The organism is Arthrobacter sp. K4-10C (genome assembly GCF_059090085.1).
Window position 1 is genome coordinate 146,334 of record NZ_JBNHFI010000001.1, and the last position, 15,880, is coordinate 162,213.

The 15,880-nt window shown below is 64.1% G+C and carries 13 protein-coding genes; 3 read left to right on the top strand and 10 right to left on the bottom strand.

Annotation, left to right across the window (positions count from 1 at the left end):
* Positions 1-13: 13 nt before the first annotated feature.
* The 6 genes from AC5RUU_RS00640 to ychF all read right to left on the bottom strand — a co-directional run bounded on the left by AC5RUU_RS00640 (position 14) and on the right by ychF (position 8,644).
* Positions 14-1,720, bottom strand: a complete 1,707-nt coding sequence (locus tag AC5RUU_RS00640; protein WP_493973303.1) for a dipeptide ABC transporter ATP-binding protein — start codon at positions 1,718-1,720, stop codon at positions 14-16.
* 11 nt (positions 1,721-1,731) lie between these two features.
* A complete protein-coding gene (locus AC5RUU_RS00645) occupies positions 1,732-2,676 on the bottom strand; it encodes an ABC transporter permease (protein ID WP_493973304.1) in 945 nt (314 codons plus the stop codon).
* Positions 2,666-3,595: an ABC transporter permease gene (locus tag AC5RUU_RS00650; RefSeq protein WP_493973305.1), complete on the bottom strand. Its 930-nt coding sequence runs from the start codon at positions 3,593-3,595 to the stop codon at positions 2,666-2,668. Before AC5RUU_RS00650 ends, AC5RUU_RS00645 begins: the two co-directional genes overlap by 11 nt.
* A 122-nt stretch (positions 3,596-3,717) precedes the next feature.
* Entirely contained in the window at positions 3,718-5,403 is a 1,686-nt protein-coding gene (locus tag AC5RUU_RS00655) for a peptide ABC transporter substrate-binding protein (RefSeq protein ID WP_493973306.1), read from the bottom strand.
* A 289-nt stretch (positions 5,404-5,692) separates the two neighbouring features.
* Positions 5,693-7,453, bottom strand: coding sequence for an ABC transporter family substrate-binding protein (locus AC5RUU_RS00660; RefSeq protein ID WP_493973307.1), 1,761 nt, complete (start codon positions 7,451-7,453; stop codon positions 5,693-5,695).
* A 105-nt stretch (positions 7,454-7,558) separates the two neighbouring features.
* Complete coding sequence (ychF, locus tag AC5RUU_RS00665; RefSeq protein WP_493973308.1) at positions 7,559-8,644, bottom strand: redox-regulated ATPase YchF; 1,086 nt, start codon at positions 8,642-8,644, stop codon at positions 7,559-7,561.
* 91 nt (positions 8,645-8,735) lie between these two features.
* Here ychF and AC5RUU_RS00670 point away from each other — a divergent pair, with 91 nt between their 5' ends.
* Positions 8,736-9,962: a DNA recombination protein RmuC gene (locus AC5RUU_RS00670; protein WP_493973309.1), complete on the top strand. Its 1,227-nt coding sequence runs from the start codon at positions 8,736-8,738 to the stop codon at positions 9,960-9,962.
* A 23-nt stretch (positions 9,963-9,985) separates the two neighbouring features.
* On the opposite strand, the gene AC5RUU_RS00675 is transcribed toward AC5RUU_RS00670, so the two are convergent.
* Together AC5RUU_RS00675 and AC5RUU_RS00680 are read right to left on the bottom strand one after the other, a co-directional pair.
* Entirely contained in the window at positions 9,986-11,065 is a 1,080-nt protein-coding gene (locus AC5RUU_RS00675) for a 4-hydroxy-3-methylbut-2-enyl diphosphate reductase (protein ID WP_493973310.1), read from the bottom strand.
* 9 nt (positions 11,066-11,074) lie between these two features.
* Positions 11,075-11,914 (bottom strand): hypothetical protein, encoded by an 840-nt coding sequence (locus tag AC5RUU_RS00680; RefSeq protein WP_493973311.1) that lies wholly within the window; start codon positions 11,912-11,914, stop codon positions 11,075-11,077.
* 173 nt (positions 11,915-12,087) lie between these two features.
* On the opposite strand from AC5RUU_RS00680, the gene xseA reads away from it, so the two are divergent.
* The gene (xseA, locus tag AC5RUU_RS00685; protein ID WP_493973312.1) at positions 12,088-13,425 is read left to right on the top strand and encodes an exodeoxyribonuclease VII large subunit; all 1,338 of its coding nucleotides are present in this window, start codon (positions 12,088-12,090) and stop codon (positions 13,423-13,425) included.
* Positions 13,418-13,636 carry an exodeoxyribonuclease VII small subunit gene (locus AC5RUU_RS00690; protein WP_493973313.1) on the top strand — a complete coding sequence of 73 codons (219 nt, stop codon included), beginning with the start codon at positions 13,418-13,420 and terminating at the stop codon, positions 13,634-13,636. Before xseA ends, AC5RUU_RS00690 begins: the two co-directional genes overlap by 8 nt.
* A gap of 76 nt (positions 13,637-13,712) precedes the next feature.
* Here AC5RUU_RS00690 and AC5RUU_RS00695 read toward each other — a convergent pair whose 3' ends face one another.
* Complete coding sequence (locus AC5RUU_RS00695; RefSeq protein ID WP_493973314.1) at positions 13,713-14,567, bottom strand: polyphosphate kinase 2 family protein; 855 nt, start codon at positions 14,565-14,567, stop codon at positions 13,713-13,715.
* Between the two features lie 52 nt (positions 14,568-14,619).
* Positions 14,620-15,840, bottom strand: a complete 1,221-nt coding sequence (locus AC5RUU_RS00700; protein ID WP_493973315.1) for a pyridoxal phosphate-dependent aminotransferase — start codon at positions 15,838-15,840, stop codon at positions 14,620-14,622.
* Positions 15,841-15,880: the final 40 nt, after the last annotated feature.

A 15,880-nucleotide genomic window follows, 5' to 3' on the forward strand; every position in this document is an offset into this window, starting at 1 on the left:
CCACTTAACGCAGCTATGCCACTTCGGGCGGCAGCATCAGCTTTGCCCCTGGGATGGCGTTGAGCAGGGCCTTGGTGTAGTCCTCCCGCGGCGCTTCGAAGACCTGGTCGGTGGAACCTGTCTCCACCAGTCGCCCCTTTTCCATGACGCATACATGGTCCGCAATCTGCCGGACAACCGCGAGGTCGTGAGTGATGAAGAGGTAGGTCAGCCCAAGGTTCGACTGGAGATCCGCGAGCAGGTTCAGGACCTGTGCCTGTACCAGCACGTCCAGCGCGGACACCGCCTCGTCACAGATGATGACCTCCGGGTCCAGAGCCAGGGCACGGGCAATGGCCACACGCTGCCGCTGCCCGCCTGAGAGCTCGTTCGGGTACCGCTGCATGGCGGACTGTGGCAGCGCCACCTGGTCCAGCAGCTCCCGGACCTTCTTCTCGCGGCTTGCACCGTCGCCGACCTTGTGGACCCGCAACGGCTCCTCAATGGTGCGGAAGATGTTGTACATCGGATCAAGGGAACCGTAGGGATCCTGGAAGATCGGCTGCACGCGGCGCCGGAACTTGAACAGGTCCCCAGCCTTGAGCTGCGAGGTGTCCACGCCGTCGAAGAGGATCCTGCCGTCCGTTGGTTTTTCCAGCTGCAGCACCATCTTGGCGACCGTGGACTTGCCCGAACCGGACTCTCCGACAATCGCCGTCGTGGTTCCGCGCCGGACGTCGAAGCTGACGCCGTCCACCGCGGCGAAGTCCGTTGACTTCCCAAAGCCCTGGCGGAGCTTGTACACCTTCCTCAGGTCCTGGATCTGCAGGACGTTGTCCGCGGCCGTGGCCTCGGCGGCAGGAGCCAGCAGGTCCGCCGTCTCCACCCCCTGCTCCTTGGCCGCCTGGATGCGGCGGCTGGCCAGGGACGGTGCGGATTCCACAAGCCTCCTGGTATACGGATGCTGCGGGTTGCGGAGCAGTTCCAGTGAAGGCCCGGCTTCCACCACCCGGCCCTGGTACATCACCACCACCTTGTCTGCCCGTTCTGCTGCCAGGCCAAGGTCGTGGGTAATGAGCAGCACCGAGGTGCCCAGATCGGTGGTCATGGTGTCCAGATGGTCCAGGATCTGCCGCTGCACCGTGACGTCCAGGGCCGACGTCGGCTCATCAGCAATAAGGAGGCGCGGCTGGCACGAAAGTCCAATGGCAATCAGGGCGCGCTGGCGCATGCCGCCGGAGAATTCGTGCGGGTACTGGTTCGCACGCCGCCTGGCGTCCGGAAGGCCGGCTTCGGACAGCACCTTGGCGATGTCCTCCGGCCCGCTGGGCCGGCCATTGGCACGCAGCGTCTCCCGGACCTGGTAACCGATCTTCCACACCGGGTTCAGGTTGGACATGGGGTCCTGGGGGACCATGCCGATGGTGTTGCCGCGCAGCTCGATCATGCGCTGCTCGCTGGCATGCGCAATGTCCTCGCCGTCAAGCAGGATCTGGCCGCCGGAGACGCGTCCGTTGTTGGGAAGCAGTCCGATGGCGGCCAGCGCGGTGGTTGACTTGCCGGAGCCGGACTCCCCCACGATCGCCACCGTCTCGCCCGGCATGATGGTCAGGTGCGCATCGCGCACAGCCTGGACTTCACCGCCGCTGGTTTTGAACGTGATGGCGAGGTCGCGGATTTCCAGCAACGGTTTGGTGCCCGTGGTGCCGGCTTCCTCGATGCGGACGTCTGGAGTTGTCATCTCTTTATCTCTCATCGCTGGCGGCTCTTGGGATCGAGGGCGTCGCGGACGGCGTCACCGAGCATGATGAAGCTGAGCACCGTGATGGACAGCGCCGCGGCGGGATACAGCATGATTTCCGGGCTGGTGCGAATGGAGGCTTGCGCCCCTGCGATGTCGTTGCCCCAGGACATGATGCTTTGCGGCAGACCGATACCCAGGAAGGACAGGGTTGCCTCGGCGACAATGAAGACACCCAGTTCCAGGGTTGCCAGCACAATGATCGGTGCCAATGCGTTCGGCAGCACGTGGCGCAGCAGCGCCCCGAACCTGGAAACTCCGAGGGCCTGGGCGGCCGTAACGAAGTCCGCGTTGCGCACTTCGATGACGGCACCGCGGGTGATGCGTGCCATTTGCGGCCAGGCCAGGAGCGAGATGACAAACACCACGGTCCAGACGCTCTTGTTCTCCCGGAAGAAGGGCAATTGGGTGATCACCAGCGCGCCCAGGATCAGCGGCAGCGCGAAGAAAATGTCACCCAGTCGGGCGAGGACCGCATCCAACCAGCCGCCGTAGTACCCGGCCAGCGCGCCGAGGGTGACGCCGATGACCAGCACGCACAACACGGAGAGGATGCCAACGGACAGGGACGCCTGCGTTCCGTGGATGACGCGCGAGTAGACGTCGCAGCCCTGGAAGGTAAACCCGAACGGGTGTCCAGCGATCGGACCGCCTTCCGAGTTGGCCAGCTCGCAGCCCTCGTTAGGCGGCACCGACGTGAAGAGGCCCGGGAACAAGGCCACCACGGTCAGCGCCAGGATGAGCAACGCGGAGATGATGAACAGCGGACGACGGCGGAGCTTGCGCCACGCGTCCGCCCACAGGCTGAGCGGTGCCTGGTCAGTCTTGACGGCGTCCGTTGCCAGCAGCGGCGTTTCGTCGATGGGAGCCACGAAGTGGCTGTTGTTACTGGTCATAGCGGATCCTCGGGTCAAGCCAGGCGTACAGGAGGTCGACGAGCAGGTTGGCCACCACGAACACCAGCACCAGCACGCTGACGATGGAGACGATGGTGGGTCCTTCGCTGCGCAGGACTGCCTGGTAGAGCTTGTTGCCGACGCCCGGAACGTTGAAGATGCCTTCGGTGACAATGGCGCCCCCCATGAGGCCGCCAAGGTTGGCGCCGAGGTAGGTGACGACAGGGATCAGCGAATTGCGCAGGATGTGGGCCAGGACTACACGCGGGCGGGAGAGACCCTTGGCGGTTGCGGTCCGTACATAGTCCGCGTTCATGTTTTCGCTGACCGAGGCCCGGGTCAGGCGAAGGACGTACGCGAAGGACACGAGGCCCAGGACGACGGCAGGAAGCAGCAAGGTACCCCAGTCGGCATTGGCGCCGACTGTTGGTTTGGCCCAGCCCAGCTGAACGCCAAAGACGAGCTGGAAAACGAAGCCCAGGACGAAGGTGGGAACTGCGATGACCACCAGGGACGCCACCAGGACGGTGGAATCGAACCAGCCGCCACGGCGCAGGCCAGCGAAAACGCCAAAGGCCACGCCGAAGATCGCCTGGATGGCAAGGGCTTCGATGGCGAGCATGGCTGTCACCGGGAACACGCGCGCAAGGCTTGCCGCGATGGGCTGGCCGGTGAAATCGTTGCCCAGGTTGAAGGTGAAGAGGTTTTTCAGGAAGAGCCCGTACTGCACCCAGAACGGTTCGTCCAGGTGGTATTGGCTTCGGAGGGTGTCGATGACGGCCTGCGGGGGCTGGCGGTCGCCGAAGAGCGCCGCGATAGGGTCGCCGGGCAGGGCGAACACCATGTAGTACACCAAAAGAGTGGTGCCGAGGAAGACGGGGATCACCTGGAGGAGTCGGCGCAGGATGAAGCTGACCACGGGATCACCAGCCTTCCGGAAGGGAAGTAAACAGGTTCATGGGTGCCTTCCTGCCGTACAAGCCAATGGGGGCCCGGCCGTGACCGGACCCCCATGTGCCTGGCGGCAAGTGAGTTCTGGAACTACTTAGCCGTGATATCGAAGTAGCGGATGCCGCCGTTCCAGCCGGTCTCGGCCTTCACGACGTTGTTGCTCCATACGATCGGCCGTGCCTGGTCCCAAAGCGGCAGGCCCGGAAGATCCTCGAAGAGGATTTCCTGTGCCTCGTTGAACTTGGCATTCGCCTCTTCGGTGGTCTTGGCGGCGAGACCCTCCTTGAGCAGATTGTCGAACTCGGGGTTCGAGTACTTCTCGTAGTTGGAGGAGGCGTTCGTAGCCCAGACAGGTCCCAGGAAGTTGTACAGCGACGGGTAATCGCCCTGCCAGCCGGCGCGGGTCAGGCCGGGGAGCTGCTGGGACTTGCGCAGGTTCAGCACCTCAGCGAACTTCGCGAAGGGCTGGATCTCAGCCTGGATACCCAGGTTGTTCTTGAAGCCGTTGGCCACGGCGTCGATCCATTCCTTGTTGCCGCCGTCGGTGTTGGAGGCAATCTGGAGCGGCTTGGAGTCGTCGTACGGCTGGATCTTCTCAGCCTGGGCCCAGAGGTCCTTGGCCTTGGCGGCGTCGAATTTCAGGACCTCGGTGCCTGCAAGGCCTTCCTCAAAACCGTCGATGACCGGCGGAACAAAAGCCTTGGCCGGGGTGCGGGTGCCGTTGAAGACAACCTTGGCGATTTCCTCGCGGTTGATGGCGTAGGAGAGCGCCTGGCGGCGGAGCTTGCCGGCTTCACCCTGGAAATTCGGGTTGTACGGCGGGATGTTCAACGTGGAGTTGGTGGCAACCGGCTTGGTGGCGTTGCGGTCCGGGAAATCGGCGACGTAGGTCTTCAGGGCGTTGGACGGAAGAACGTCGGTGACATCCAGGTTGTCGGACTGCAGGTCGGTGTAGGCCGGGCCCGGATCCGTGTAGAACTTGAACGTGACGCCGCCGTTCTTGGACTCGCGCGGACCGTTGTAGTCCGGGTTCTTCACGAGCGAGATGGACTGGTCGTGAACCCAGGCGCCTTCTTTTTCCATCTTGTACGGGCCGTTGCCCACCGGGTTCTCACCGAACGCCTTCGGGTCCGCAAGGGCGGCAGAAGGAAGCGGGAAGAACGCCGAGTAACCAAGGCGCAGCGACCAGTCAGCCTCGGGCTGGGCCAGCTTTACCGTGATGGTGGAGTCATCAGTTGCTGCAAGACCGGACATAGTCTCGGCTGTGGGGGCCGGAGTGGTGGTGGTCTTGCCGTCGGCGCTGGTCTCCTGGGTGACGGCGGAAACTTCCTCGTAGCCTGCAATGGATTCGAAGAAGAATCCGTTGTTCTGAAGGTTCTTGGAGTTCGCGGCAAAGTTCCAGGAATCCACGAACGTCTTGGCGGTGATTTCCTCGCCGTTGGTGAACTTGTGGCCCTGCTTGACCTTGATGGTCCAGTTCTGGGCGTCAGCGGATTCGATGGACTCCGCCAGGGCGTTGACCGGCTTGCCGCCGGCGTCGTAGGTCCGCAGGCCTTCGAAGAGCAACTCGACCACGCGGCCGCCATACACTTCGTTGGTGTTCGCCGGCAGCAACGGGTTCTGTGGTTCGTTGCTGTAGGCGGTGATCACCTTGTTGGGATCGCCGGCGGAGTCGCCGGCACCTTCGGTGGTGCCGCCTCCAGCGCCGCACCCGGTCAGGGCAAGTGCGGCGATAGCCACGATGCCCAATGCTTTGGAAGTGCGCTTGAAACGCATTCCGCCTCCTATGAGTTGTGGGAGATAACGAGGGGATTCTTGTGCTTCCCCGCAGGCCGGACGCAGCTTTGGACTTGTGACGCGGCCTACATATGACGAGCAGCCTAACCGCACGAAGTCCAAATATTGGTACTCCGTTGCCAAACCGTGACCGGGGTGACCCAGTTCGGTCCCCGGTAAACGGAAGTTGTGCAAGTCACATGCTACTCGCCGGTAGCGTTATCGATGAATCGGCCGTGTGAGCGCTCACAACCAGGCGGCGAAGGGCTCCCGCCAGCGCCGCGAGCTGTCAGGCCAGCCGCCAATCCCAGACATTCCACCAGACGCCGAGAGGGCCGGAGCTTGATTTCACGCCGGAGATCCTTGGGCCGAAGGCGGTGGTGCCGATGGTCTGGTACAACGGAAGGCCGTAGGCGTTCTCCCAGATCTCCTTGTCGATGTCGGCAAGCAGTTCGTCCTGCTTGCCAAGGTCGGTGGTCCCTGCCAGCTCTTCCATGGCCCTGTCGGCGTCGGCGTCGGAGAAACCGTTGAAGTTGCTGCCCGCACCCGTGCGGAAGATCTGTGGAACCCGGCTCACACCGGCGCTGGTGCCGATCCAGCCCAGCAGCGCCGCATCGTGGCCTTCCCCGCCGAGCGACTTTGCCCAGTCGGCACTGCCTTGCCCGCCGTCCTCTACCCGGAACCCCGCAAGCGCAGCCGAGTCCCGGATCAACTCGAAAGCCTTGGCACGGTTGGGGTTGTCCAAGTTGTACAGAATCCGGACTGTGGGGGTCTCCCCCTCCAGGAGGGCCTTGGCGGCATCAATGTCAACCTTGGCGAAGTCGGACGAGCCATTGTTCTTTGCGGTGTCCGCGTACTTGGGCTGGGCCGGCAGGAAGACATGGGAGTCGAGCGGCTTTGCCTCCGGCTGCAGGTCCCCCACCACGGCTTCGACAATTGCCTGGCGCGGGACGGTCTTGAGGAATGCCTCGCGGACGTCCCGGTCGGCGAAGGGGCCGGAGAAGTTGAGGTCCAGATGGTCGTAGCCGGACTGGTTGTACCTTTCAACGGTGTTGCCCTGCTCCGCCAGGCCCGCGAACACGTCCTCGGTACCGGCAGACGGCTGGGGGGAAATGATGTCCGCCTGCCTATTCCGCAGGGCGTCAACCGCAGCCGGAAGGGCACCGGTGAACCGGATAGTGATCTCATCCAGCCAGGGTTCGGATCCCCAGACATAGTCTCTGTTCCGGACGAGCCTCATCGAGACTTCCGGAACAATGTCCACCACGATGTAAGGGCCGCTGGAAAGGTACAGGGCGGGATCGTCGGGAAGTGTTTTGGTATCGAAGCCCGAGTTCCAGAAATCGCTGACTGACTTCAGCTCTGCATTGACCACGGGCTTCCCGGGGTCGCCCCGGGGCGAATTGCGGAGCAGTTCAACCAGGTCTTCTTCATCGTTGAGCCCGCTCTTCGCGGCAACGACGTGCGCGGGAAGGCCGACGTCGAACGCCACTTCCCAATCGGCGTAGGGAATGGCGTATTCAAGGGTGATGGAGCGCCCGTCTCCCCCGAGTTCCGGGAAGACGGTTCCTGCCAGGCCGCTGGTGTCCGACGCGGTGGAGAAGTACTTGGTGCCGGTCCCCGCCGTAGGGTCGGCGTTGTCGAAGTAGCCCGAGCCGGCCGCCCAGCTGAGGAGGAGGTCGCCGGCGTCGATCGCCTCGCCGTCGGACCATTTGACGCCTTCATTGACCGTGTATTTCACCTTCAGGGGCTCGTCGGAAACCTTTTCGAACCTCCCGAACTTGTCATTGCGCACCACCGCTGCCTTGTCGTCCAGGTAGTAGAACCCGGAGTGGGTGATGTATCCGACCTTCGAATTGATATCAGTGTTGCCGTCTGCGCTGTAGGGGTTGAAGGACGAGAACGCGTTGACCTCTGCGACCGTGGCAACGCCGCCCCGTTTCGCCTCCCCCACAATCACGGGCGCACTGCCGCCGCCGGAGCAGCCCGAAAGTACCACCGCAGCCGCCATGGCCGCGGTGATATAACGCATCAGACGCCTGACCGGCATGCCGCCTCCTTGTGTTTTCCTTCCGGGAAAGGGGACCTGGAGTCGCCAGGATCACGCCCTACATAGTCAGGATAAGGTGTCCGACCGGGCAGACACTGAACCGGCTCAGACGTTGAAGCGGAACTCCACCACGTCGCCGTCGGCCATGACGTATTCCTTGCCCTCGATCCGGACCTTGCCGCGGGACTTGGCTTCCGCCATGGAGCCGGCCTCGACGAGGTCGTCGAAGGAGACCACTTCGGCTTTGATGAAGCCGCGCTGGAAGTCGGAGTGGATGACACCTGCGGCCTGGGGCGCGGTGTCCCCCTGCTTGATGGTCCAGGCGCGTGCCTCCTTGGGCCCTGCCGTGAGGTAGGTCTGCAGTCCGAGGGTGTGGAAGCCGACGCGTGCCAGCTGGTCCAGCCCGGACTCGTCCTGGCCGTTCATCTCCAGCATTTCGCGGGCTTCTTCCTCGTCCAGTTCAACCAGGTCAGCCTCAAGCTTCGCGTCGAGGAAGATGCAGTCGGCAGGGGCCACCAGGGCGCGCAGCTCCTCCTGCTTTTCCGGGCTGCCAAGGATTCCCTCGTCCGCGTTGAACACGTAGATGAAGGGCTTTGCCGTGAGCAGGCTGAGCTCCTTGAGGTGTTCCATCTCCAGCTTGTCGCTCTTGATCGAGGAGTAGATGGTGTCTCCGCGCTCAAGCACCGCCTGGGCAGCCTTGATGGCTGCCAGCTCGGCCGCCTCGCGCTTCTTGATCTTGACCTCTTTTTCGATCCGGGGAATGGCCTTCTCGATGGTCTGCAGGTCGGCGAGGATGAGCTCGGTGTTGATGGTTTCCATGTCCGAGCGGGGATCCACCTTGCCGTCCACGTGGACGACGTCGGGATCATCGAACACGCGCACCACTTCCGCGATGGCCTCGGCTTCACGGATGTTGGCCAGGAACTGGTTGCCCAGCCCTTCCCCTTCGGATGCGCCCTTGACGATGCCGGCAATGTCCACGAAGGAGACGGCGGCGGGCAGCACGCGCTGTGAACCGTAAATTCCGGCCAGCTTGTCGAGGCGGGGGTCGGGCAGGTTCACGACGCCGACGTTCGGTTCGATGGTGGCGAACGGATAGTTCGCGGCCAGCACTTGGTTGCGGGTGAGCGCGTTGAAGAGGGTTGATTTGCCGACGTTGGGCAGTCCGACGATGCCAATAGTAAGAGCCACGAGCATTGATTCTACCCGCAGGGCGTCCGCCGCCTGTACCCGGCGGATGTCACTGCCCTCGATTGTCTGACCCCCATGCAACAGTGAGGGCATGGATGTTTTTGCGTTGATTCTGGCCTTGTTCATGTTGCTGCTTGGCGCCCTTGCCGGTGCAGCTGCCACCTACTTTTCACTGCGGAAGAATTCGCACGCACTCGAGGCGGACTTCGACGCTGTCTCGTCCCGGCTTTCGGAGGTCAGCGCACAGTACGCAGCGGCCGACGCCGAGCGGCGGCTTTTGGCGGCGCAGAACCGGGAACTTGGCGAGGCACGATCGCAGGACGGCAGCGTGCTCCGCGCCCTGGCGCCAGTGGCGGAAAAGCTTTCGGCGGTGCAGCAGCAGGTGGCGCTGCTGGAGCGGGACCGGGTGGAGCAGTACGGCCAGCTCGCGCAGCAGCTCCAGGAGGCCCGCCTCTCCGACGAACAGCTGATCCGGTCAACGCATGCGCTGGAGTCGGCCCTGCGCTCGAACAGCGCCCGCGGCCAGTGGGGCGAGGTACAGCTGCGGCGGGTGGTGGAAGCCTCAGGAATGTTGCGCCATGTCGATTTTGTGGAACAGCTGCACAGTGCCGGCAGCGATTCGGCTGTCCGCCCTGATCTTGTGGTCCAACTGCCGGGCGAAAAGCAGCTGGTGGTCGATGCCAAGGTTCCATTGTCGTCCTACCTTGAAGCGCAGGAACTTGGAGCATCGGATCCCCGGCACGGGCAGCAGCGGCTGACGGCGGCGGCGGACAGCCGGTCGCAGCAGGCGCTGCTGGCTGCCCATGCGAAGGCCCTGAGGGCGCACGTGGACTCGCTCAGCAACAAGAAGTACTGGGATATTCCTGGGAACTCGCCCGAACTGGTGATCTGCTTTGTGCCGGCCGAATCCATTCTCGCGGCTGCACTCACCGCGGACGCGGAACTTTTGGACCACGCCCTGTCCAGGAACGTGGTCCTGGCCTCCCCCAGCACCCTGCTGGCCGTGCTGAAGTCGGTGGCCTTCACATGGCGGCAGGATGTCCTCACGGACAGCGCCCGGGAACTCTTCGATCTGGCCAGGCAGCTTTACGACAGGATGGGGACGCTCGGCGAGAACGTCAGCAAGCTGGGCTCGTCGCTGAAATCGTCGGTGGACCGCTACAACGCCATGGTGGGCACGCTCGAGGCCCGGGTTCTGCCCACTGCGCGGAAGTTGAACACGCTGGAGGAAACCGGGCTGGTGGCGCCGTCGGCCGTGGAAGCCACGCCGCGCGCACTGGCCGCTCCGGAGCTCCAACACGACGAGGCCGCAGCCTAGCAGGAGCGAGGAACGGCGGAAAGTCAGCTGCGGGGCCTGCGCCCGCCCAGGGCGCGGCTGACATCGCCGGCCTGCTTCAGGGTTGCGCGGAGTTCCTTGGGCAGCGAGAAAAGGAGGTCCTCCTCCGCGGTGACCACTTCCTCCACAGTGCCGTAACCGTACTCGGCCAACAGGCGCAGCACGTCCTGCACCAGCACTTCGGGGACGGAGGCCCCGGACGTCACGCCCACGGTGGCCACGCCCTCGAACCAGGCCTCGTCAACCTCGTTGGCGAAATCCACCCGGTAGGAGGCCTTGGCACCGTATTCCAGCGCAACCTCCACGAGCCGGACGGAGTTGGAGGAGTTGGCCGAGCCCACAACGATCACCAGGTCCGCCTGGGGCGAGATCTTCTTGATGGCCACCTGCCGGTTGGTGGTGGCGTAGCAGATGTCGTCGCTGGGGGGATCCTGGAGCGTGGGGAACCGTTCCTTCAGCAGCCGCACGGTCTCCATGGTCTCGTCGACGCTGAGGGTGGTCTGCGAGAGCCAGATGACTTTCTCCGGATCGCGGACGGTGACCTTGTCCACCTCGTGGGGGCCGTTGATGATCTGGATGTGCTCCGGCGCTTCGCCGGCCGTGCCTTCCACTTCCTCGTGCCCGTCGTGGCCGATCAGGAGGATGTCGAAGTCATCCTTGGCGAACCGGACCGCTTCCTTGTGGACCTTGGTCACCAGGGGGCAGGTGGCATCAATAGTGCGCAAGCCCCGCTCCTCGGCTGATTCGACCACCGCGGGAGAGACTCCGTGCGCGGAAAAGATGACCAGTGCGCCCTCGGGAACCTCATCTGTTTCATCCACGAAGATGGCGCCCTTTTCCTCCAAGGAGCTGACCACATGGACGTTGTGCACAATCTGCTTCCGCACGTACACCGGCGGACCGTAGTGCTCCAGGGCCTTCTCGACGGCAATGACAGCACGGTCAACACCGGCGCAGTAGCCGCGGGGAGCGGCCAGCAGCACTCTCTTCGTTCCCAGGACCGGGGCTGCAGCTGCTACTTCCTCGGGCGAGCGGCGCCGACGCGGGACGGTGGGCATCGAAAGGGAAACAGCTGAGGAGGTCATTCCTCCATGCTACCGGGTTGCCTTTGGCCGCCTCCGCGATGCGATCCCGGCCACAGCACCGAGCAGCACCAGCACGCCGCCCGCAATGGCTGCGGCCACGGTCCATCCAGTGAAGTCCGCAGTGGCGGCTGCCACGAACTCATTCCTGAACATGTTGGCCACCTCATTACCGGTGTCCATGCCAAGGGCCTGCGCCGAACCGAGCTGCGCACCGAGTGCCCACAAGCCAGAAAGCAGCAGCCCGCCAAGCCCGGCGCCCACCAGCACCGTCCAGCGCCGGCGTGCCGCAACCAGGGCCAGGAGGAAGGCGATCGCCGAGCCGACAGCGAGCATGTATCCCATCGGGGCATACGTGGCCAGCCGCTCCGTCCACTCCCGATGTTCGGGCTGGCCGACGTTGATCAGGGTCTCCCCCGGCGGATCCAGCGGAAGCCTGGCGGCACGCGAAATTTCCTCAATCCCCAAGGCCACAAGAGGTGCGACATCCAAGGTCAGGGAGGACGCGGACCCTGTGGCACCAGGTTGCGGAAAGCTCAGCCGATGGCTTTTGCGCAGCGTCTCCTCCCAGGCGGCGGGGTAGCCCGGCAGGCCGGCCAGGGAAGTGGCGGCATCCTCCAGCACCGGCTGGACGAGGTCGGCGAGGAACCCGGGAACAGCGCTGGTGTCGATGGTTCCCACGGCAGCCGTCGCCAGCTGTTGCTGGAATTCGGGGTTCTTTCCCAGCGGGGCCGCCAACTCCACGAAGCCGTCCTCGCGGACAAGGTTGCGGTCCAGCCAGATGGCCGGTACGGCCACGGCTGCCAGCAGGACACCCAGCACAGTGGCCACGGCGGAAACAAAAGTGCGCACAGCAGGTCCTTAAGGTTGATGGCGGTAGACCCATCCTAGGCAGGGATCGTGGCCGGCTTCTGTCAGTCCCGCATGCTACAGCTTATGGATAAGGTTGAATGACCCGCCGCCAGCAGCCGCACTAAAGACAAAGGACCCCATGCCCGCAGCTCCAGCCCAGCAAGGGCGTTTGCATGTCTGACCAGGCTTCCCTTCCCGGCACGGTACCCTCCTCGCTGCCGGCCACGGCTGCCGAAACTACCCCGGACAATCCCTGGCCGTTGCAGTTGCTCTCGCAGAAGCTCAAAGCCCACATCGACAGGACGCCGTCCGCCTGGGTCGAAGGCCAGGTCATCGAGCTGAACCGGCGCGGCAGCAACGCCTACCTGACATTGAGGGACGTTGATGCCGAGGTCTCCCTGCCCGCATCGGTATGGACCAAGGTACTGGAACGCCAGAACCTTCCCCTGGAGCGCGGATCCCGCGTGGTGGCCCTGCTGAAGCCCGAATTTTGGATGAAGACAGGCCGGCTGAACATGCTGGTCCGGGACATCCGGCCCGTGGGCCTGGGTGACCTGCTTGCCCGGATTGAAAGGCTGCGGCAGGCTCTCTCCGCCGAAGGGCTCTTTGCCGATTCCCGCAAGAAACCCCTCCCCATGCTGCCGCACCGTATCGGCCTTATCACCGGCAGGGATTCGGATGCCAAGAAGGATATCCTGCGGAACGCAGCGCTGCGCTGGCCAGCTGTGGAGTTCGAAATCCGTGAGGTGGCTGTCCAAGGCAACACGGCGGTGTCACAGGTTGTCCGGGCCCTCCGCGAGCTTGACGCGCACCCAGTGGTAGACGTCATTGTCATCGCCCGCGGCGGCGGCGCGCTGGAGGACCTGCTGCCCTTCAACAGTGAGGAGCTGGTCCGGGCCGTGGCGGCAGCGGCAACCCCGGTGGTGAGCGCAATTGGGCACGAGGCGGACCGGCCGCTGCTGGATGACGTCGCCGACCTTCGCGCGTCCACTCCCACCGACGCCGCAAAACGGATCGTGCCCGAGGTTTCCGAGGAACTGGCCGGCGTCCGGCAGGCGCGGGAACAGCTGAGGCGCTGCATGGAACGCCTGGTGGACCGGGAAGCGGACAGGCTGGCTTCGTTGCACTCCCGGCCGGTTCTGGCATCTCCGGAAGGACTGGTCACTGTGCGCGCCGAGGAAATCGAGCGGCTGCTGAGGAGGTCATCCGCTGCCGTTAACTCCACTGTGGTGCGGGCCGCGGACCAGCTGGAGCACCTCAAGGCGCAGGTGCGTGCGCTGTCACCGCAGAAGACGCTCGACCGGGGGTACGCCGTCGTCGAACTCGAAGGCCGGCAGGCTGGCCCCACTGCGGTCGCCGGCCATGCCGTGGTCCGCCGGCCGGCGGATGCCCCGGCAGGCTCACCGCTCGCCATCCGCGTGGCGGAAGGGCGCTTCGGTGCCACCTCCACAGGTACGGGCACCCCAATTCCGGACACGGACATCCAGCAGGAAGGAGACGCTCATGAGTGAGCAGACAACAGATTCGGGCATAGCGGGCCTGAGCTACGAGGAGGCACGCGAGCAGCTCATCGCGGTTGTGGGCCGGCTCGAGGCGGGAGGCGCGAGCCTGGAAGAGTCGCTCGCCCTGTGGGAGCGGGGCGAAGCCCTGGCCGCGCGCTGCGAAGAATGGCTGGAGGGGGCAAGGAAGCGGCTGGCCGCTGCCCGCGACCAGCCGCTGTAAGCATCACGGTGTAAGAGGCACCGGTCATGCAGGCAGAAGCGGGCCCACAATCAAACGGGGCCCAGGGCATGCAGGCTCAGGACCGGAGGATGAGCTCCCGTTCGGTGGCAACGTCGAACTCGGCCTTGGGCCACTCAAGGTGCATGTCGGCCAGGGCCCCCAGCAGAAGCTGCTGCACGGCGATCCGGGCATACCACTTCTTGTTGGCCGGAACCACGTGCCACGGAGCATCCTGGGTGCTGGTCTCCTCGATTGCGGCCTGGTAGGCATCCATGTAGTCCTCCCAGAACGCACGCTCGTCGAGGTCGCCGCGGCTGTATTTCCAGTGCTTGGCGGGGTTGTCCAGCCGCGCCAGCAGCCGCGCCTTCTGTTCCTTCCCGCTGATGTGGAGCATCACCTTAACCACTTTTGTTCCCGAGTCCGTAAGGCGTGCCTCGAACTCCCTGATGGCCACATAGCGCCGCTTGATTTCGTCTGGAGTCGCCCAGCCATGCACGCGGTGGATCAGGACGTCCTCATAGTGGGAACGGTCAAATACCCCCACCATGCCGGCGGCCGGCACCTCCTTTTCGATCCGCCAGAGGAAGTCGTAGGACTTCTCCTCGTCCGTAGGTGCCTTGAAGGCCTTGAACTGGACACCCTGGGGGTCCATGGCGGCCATGACATGGTGGACGATGCCGCCCTTGCCGGCGGTATCCATGGCTTGGAGGATCAGCAGGATCCGCTTGCGGCCGCCGAAGCGGGACTCAGCGAACAGCTTCTCCTGCAGCTCACTGAGCTCGTCATCCATGTCCGCCAACAGGAGTTTGCCGTCCTCCTTGCTGCCGCTGTAGCCGGGGGTTGACTCGGGGTCGATGGAGGCGAGGGAAAACCCATCGCCCACCCGAAGGGATTCAGAAGGATGCTGATCGAAGCGAATGACGCCGGCCATTGGGGGATCCTTTCCGCGAGGTGCCACGGGACGCAAAGCCCGTGTGCACAGGCTAGTTCCCCTGGTACCTGCTCAGGAAGTCCCCCATCCGGCCAACTGCTTCCTCGATGTCCTTGATGTTGGGGAGGGTGACCATGCGGAAGTGGTCCGGGCGCACCCAGTTGAAGGCCCGCCCGTGGGACACCAGGATCTTCTGCTCCTTGAGGAGGTCCAGGACGAACTTCTCGTCGTCACGGATGTGATAGACCTCAGGGTCAAGTTTCGGGAACAGGTACAGAGCACCCCGGGCCTGCTGCGTGCTAACGCCGGGAATGGCGTTCAGCATGTCGTAGGCCTTGTTCCGCTGTTCCAACAGGCGGCCGCCGGGCAGGATCAGGTCGTTGATGCTCTGGTATCCGCCCAGGGCAGTCTGGATGGCGTGCTGCGCCGGGACGTTGGCGCACAGGCGCATGTTGGCGAGCAGGCTGATGCCTTCAAGGTAGTCGGCGGCGTCCTTTTTGGGGCCTGAAATGGCCATCCAGCCGGCACGGTAGCCGCATACCCTGTACGCCTTGGACAGACCGCTGAAGGTCAGGCAGAGGACGTGGTCCCCGGTGAGCTTGGCGAGGTTGATATGGACGGCATCCTCATAAAGGATCTTTTCGTAGATCTCGTCGGCGAAGATCACCAGCCCGTGCTTTTCGGCCAGGGCCACAATGCGCTTGAGCGTCTCCTCCGGGTATACGGCACCGGTGGGATTGTTCGGGTTGATCACCACGATGCCCTTGGTCCGGGGCGTGATTTTTGCTTCGAGGTCCTCCAGGTCGGGCTGCCAGCCGGACTCCTCGTCACAGAGGTAGTGCACAGGCTTTCCGCTGGCCAGCGCCACGGACGCGGTCCAGAGCGGGTAGTCCGGGGTGGGGATGAGGACTTCGTCGCCGTCGTCCAGCAACGCCATCAGGGACATGGTGATGAGTTCGCTGACGCCGTTGCCCAGGTAGATATCGTCCACGTGGATGTTCTGGATGCCGCGGGTCTGGTAGTACTGCGAAACGGCGGTGCGCGCGGAGAAGATGCCGCGGGAGTCGCTGTAGCCCTGGGCGTGGGGCAGGTGGCGGATCATGTCCACCAAAATGGCGTCGGGTGCTTCGAAGCCGAACGGTGCCGGATTGCCAATGTTCAGCTTGAGGATCCGGTGGCCCTCCGCTTCCATCTGCTGGGCGGCCTGAAGGATCGGTCCACGGATGTCGTAAAGGACGTTATTGAGCTTCGTGGACTGCCTGAATTCTGCCATCCCTCAAATATGCCACAGGAAGGATGGACGGCCGTTGAGA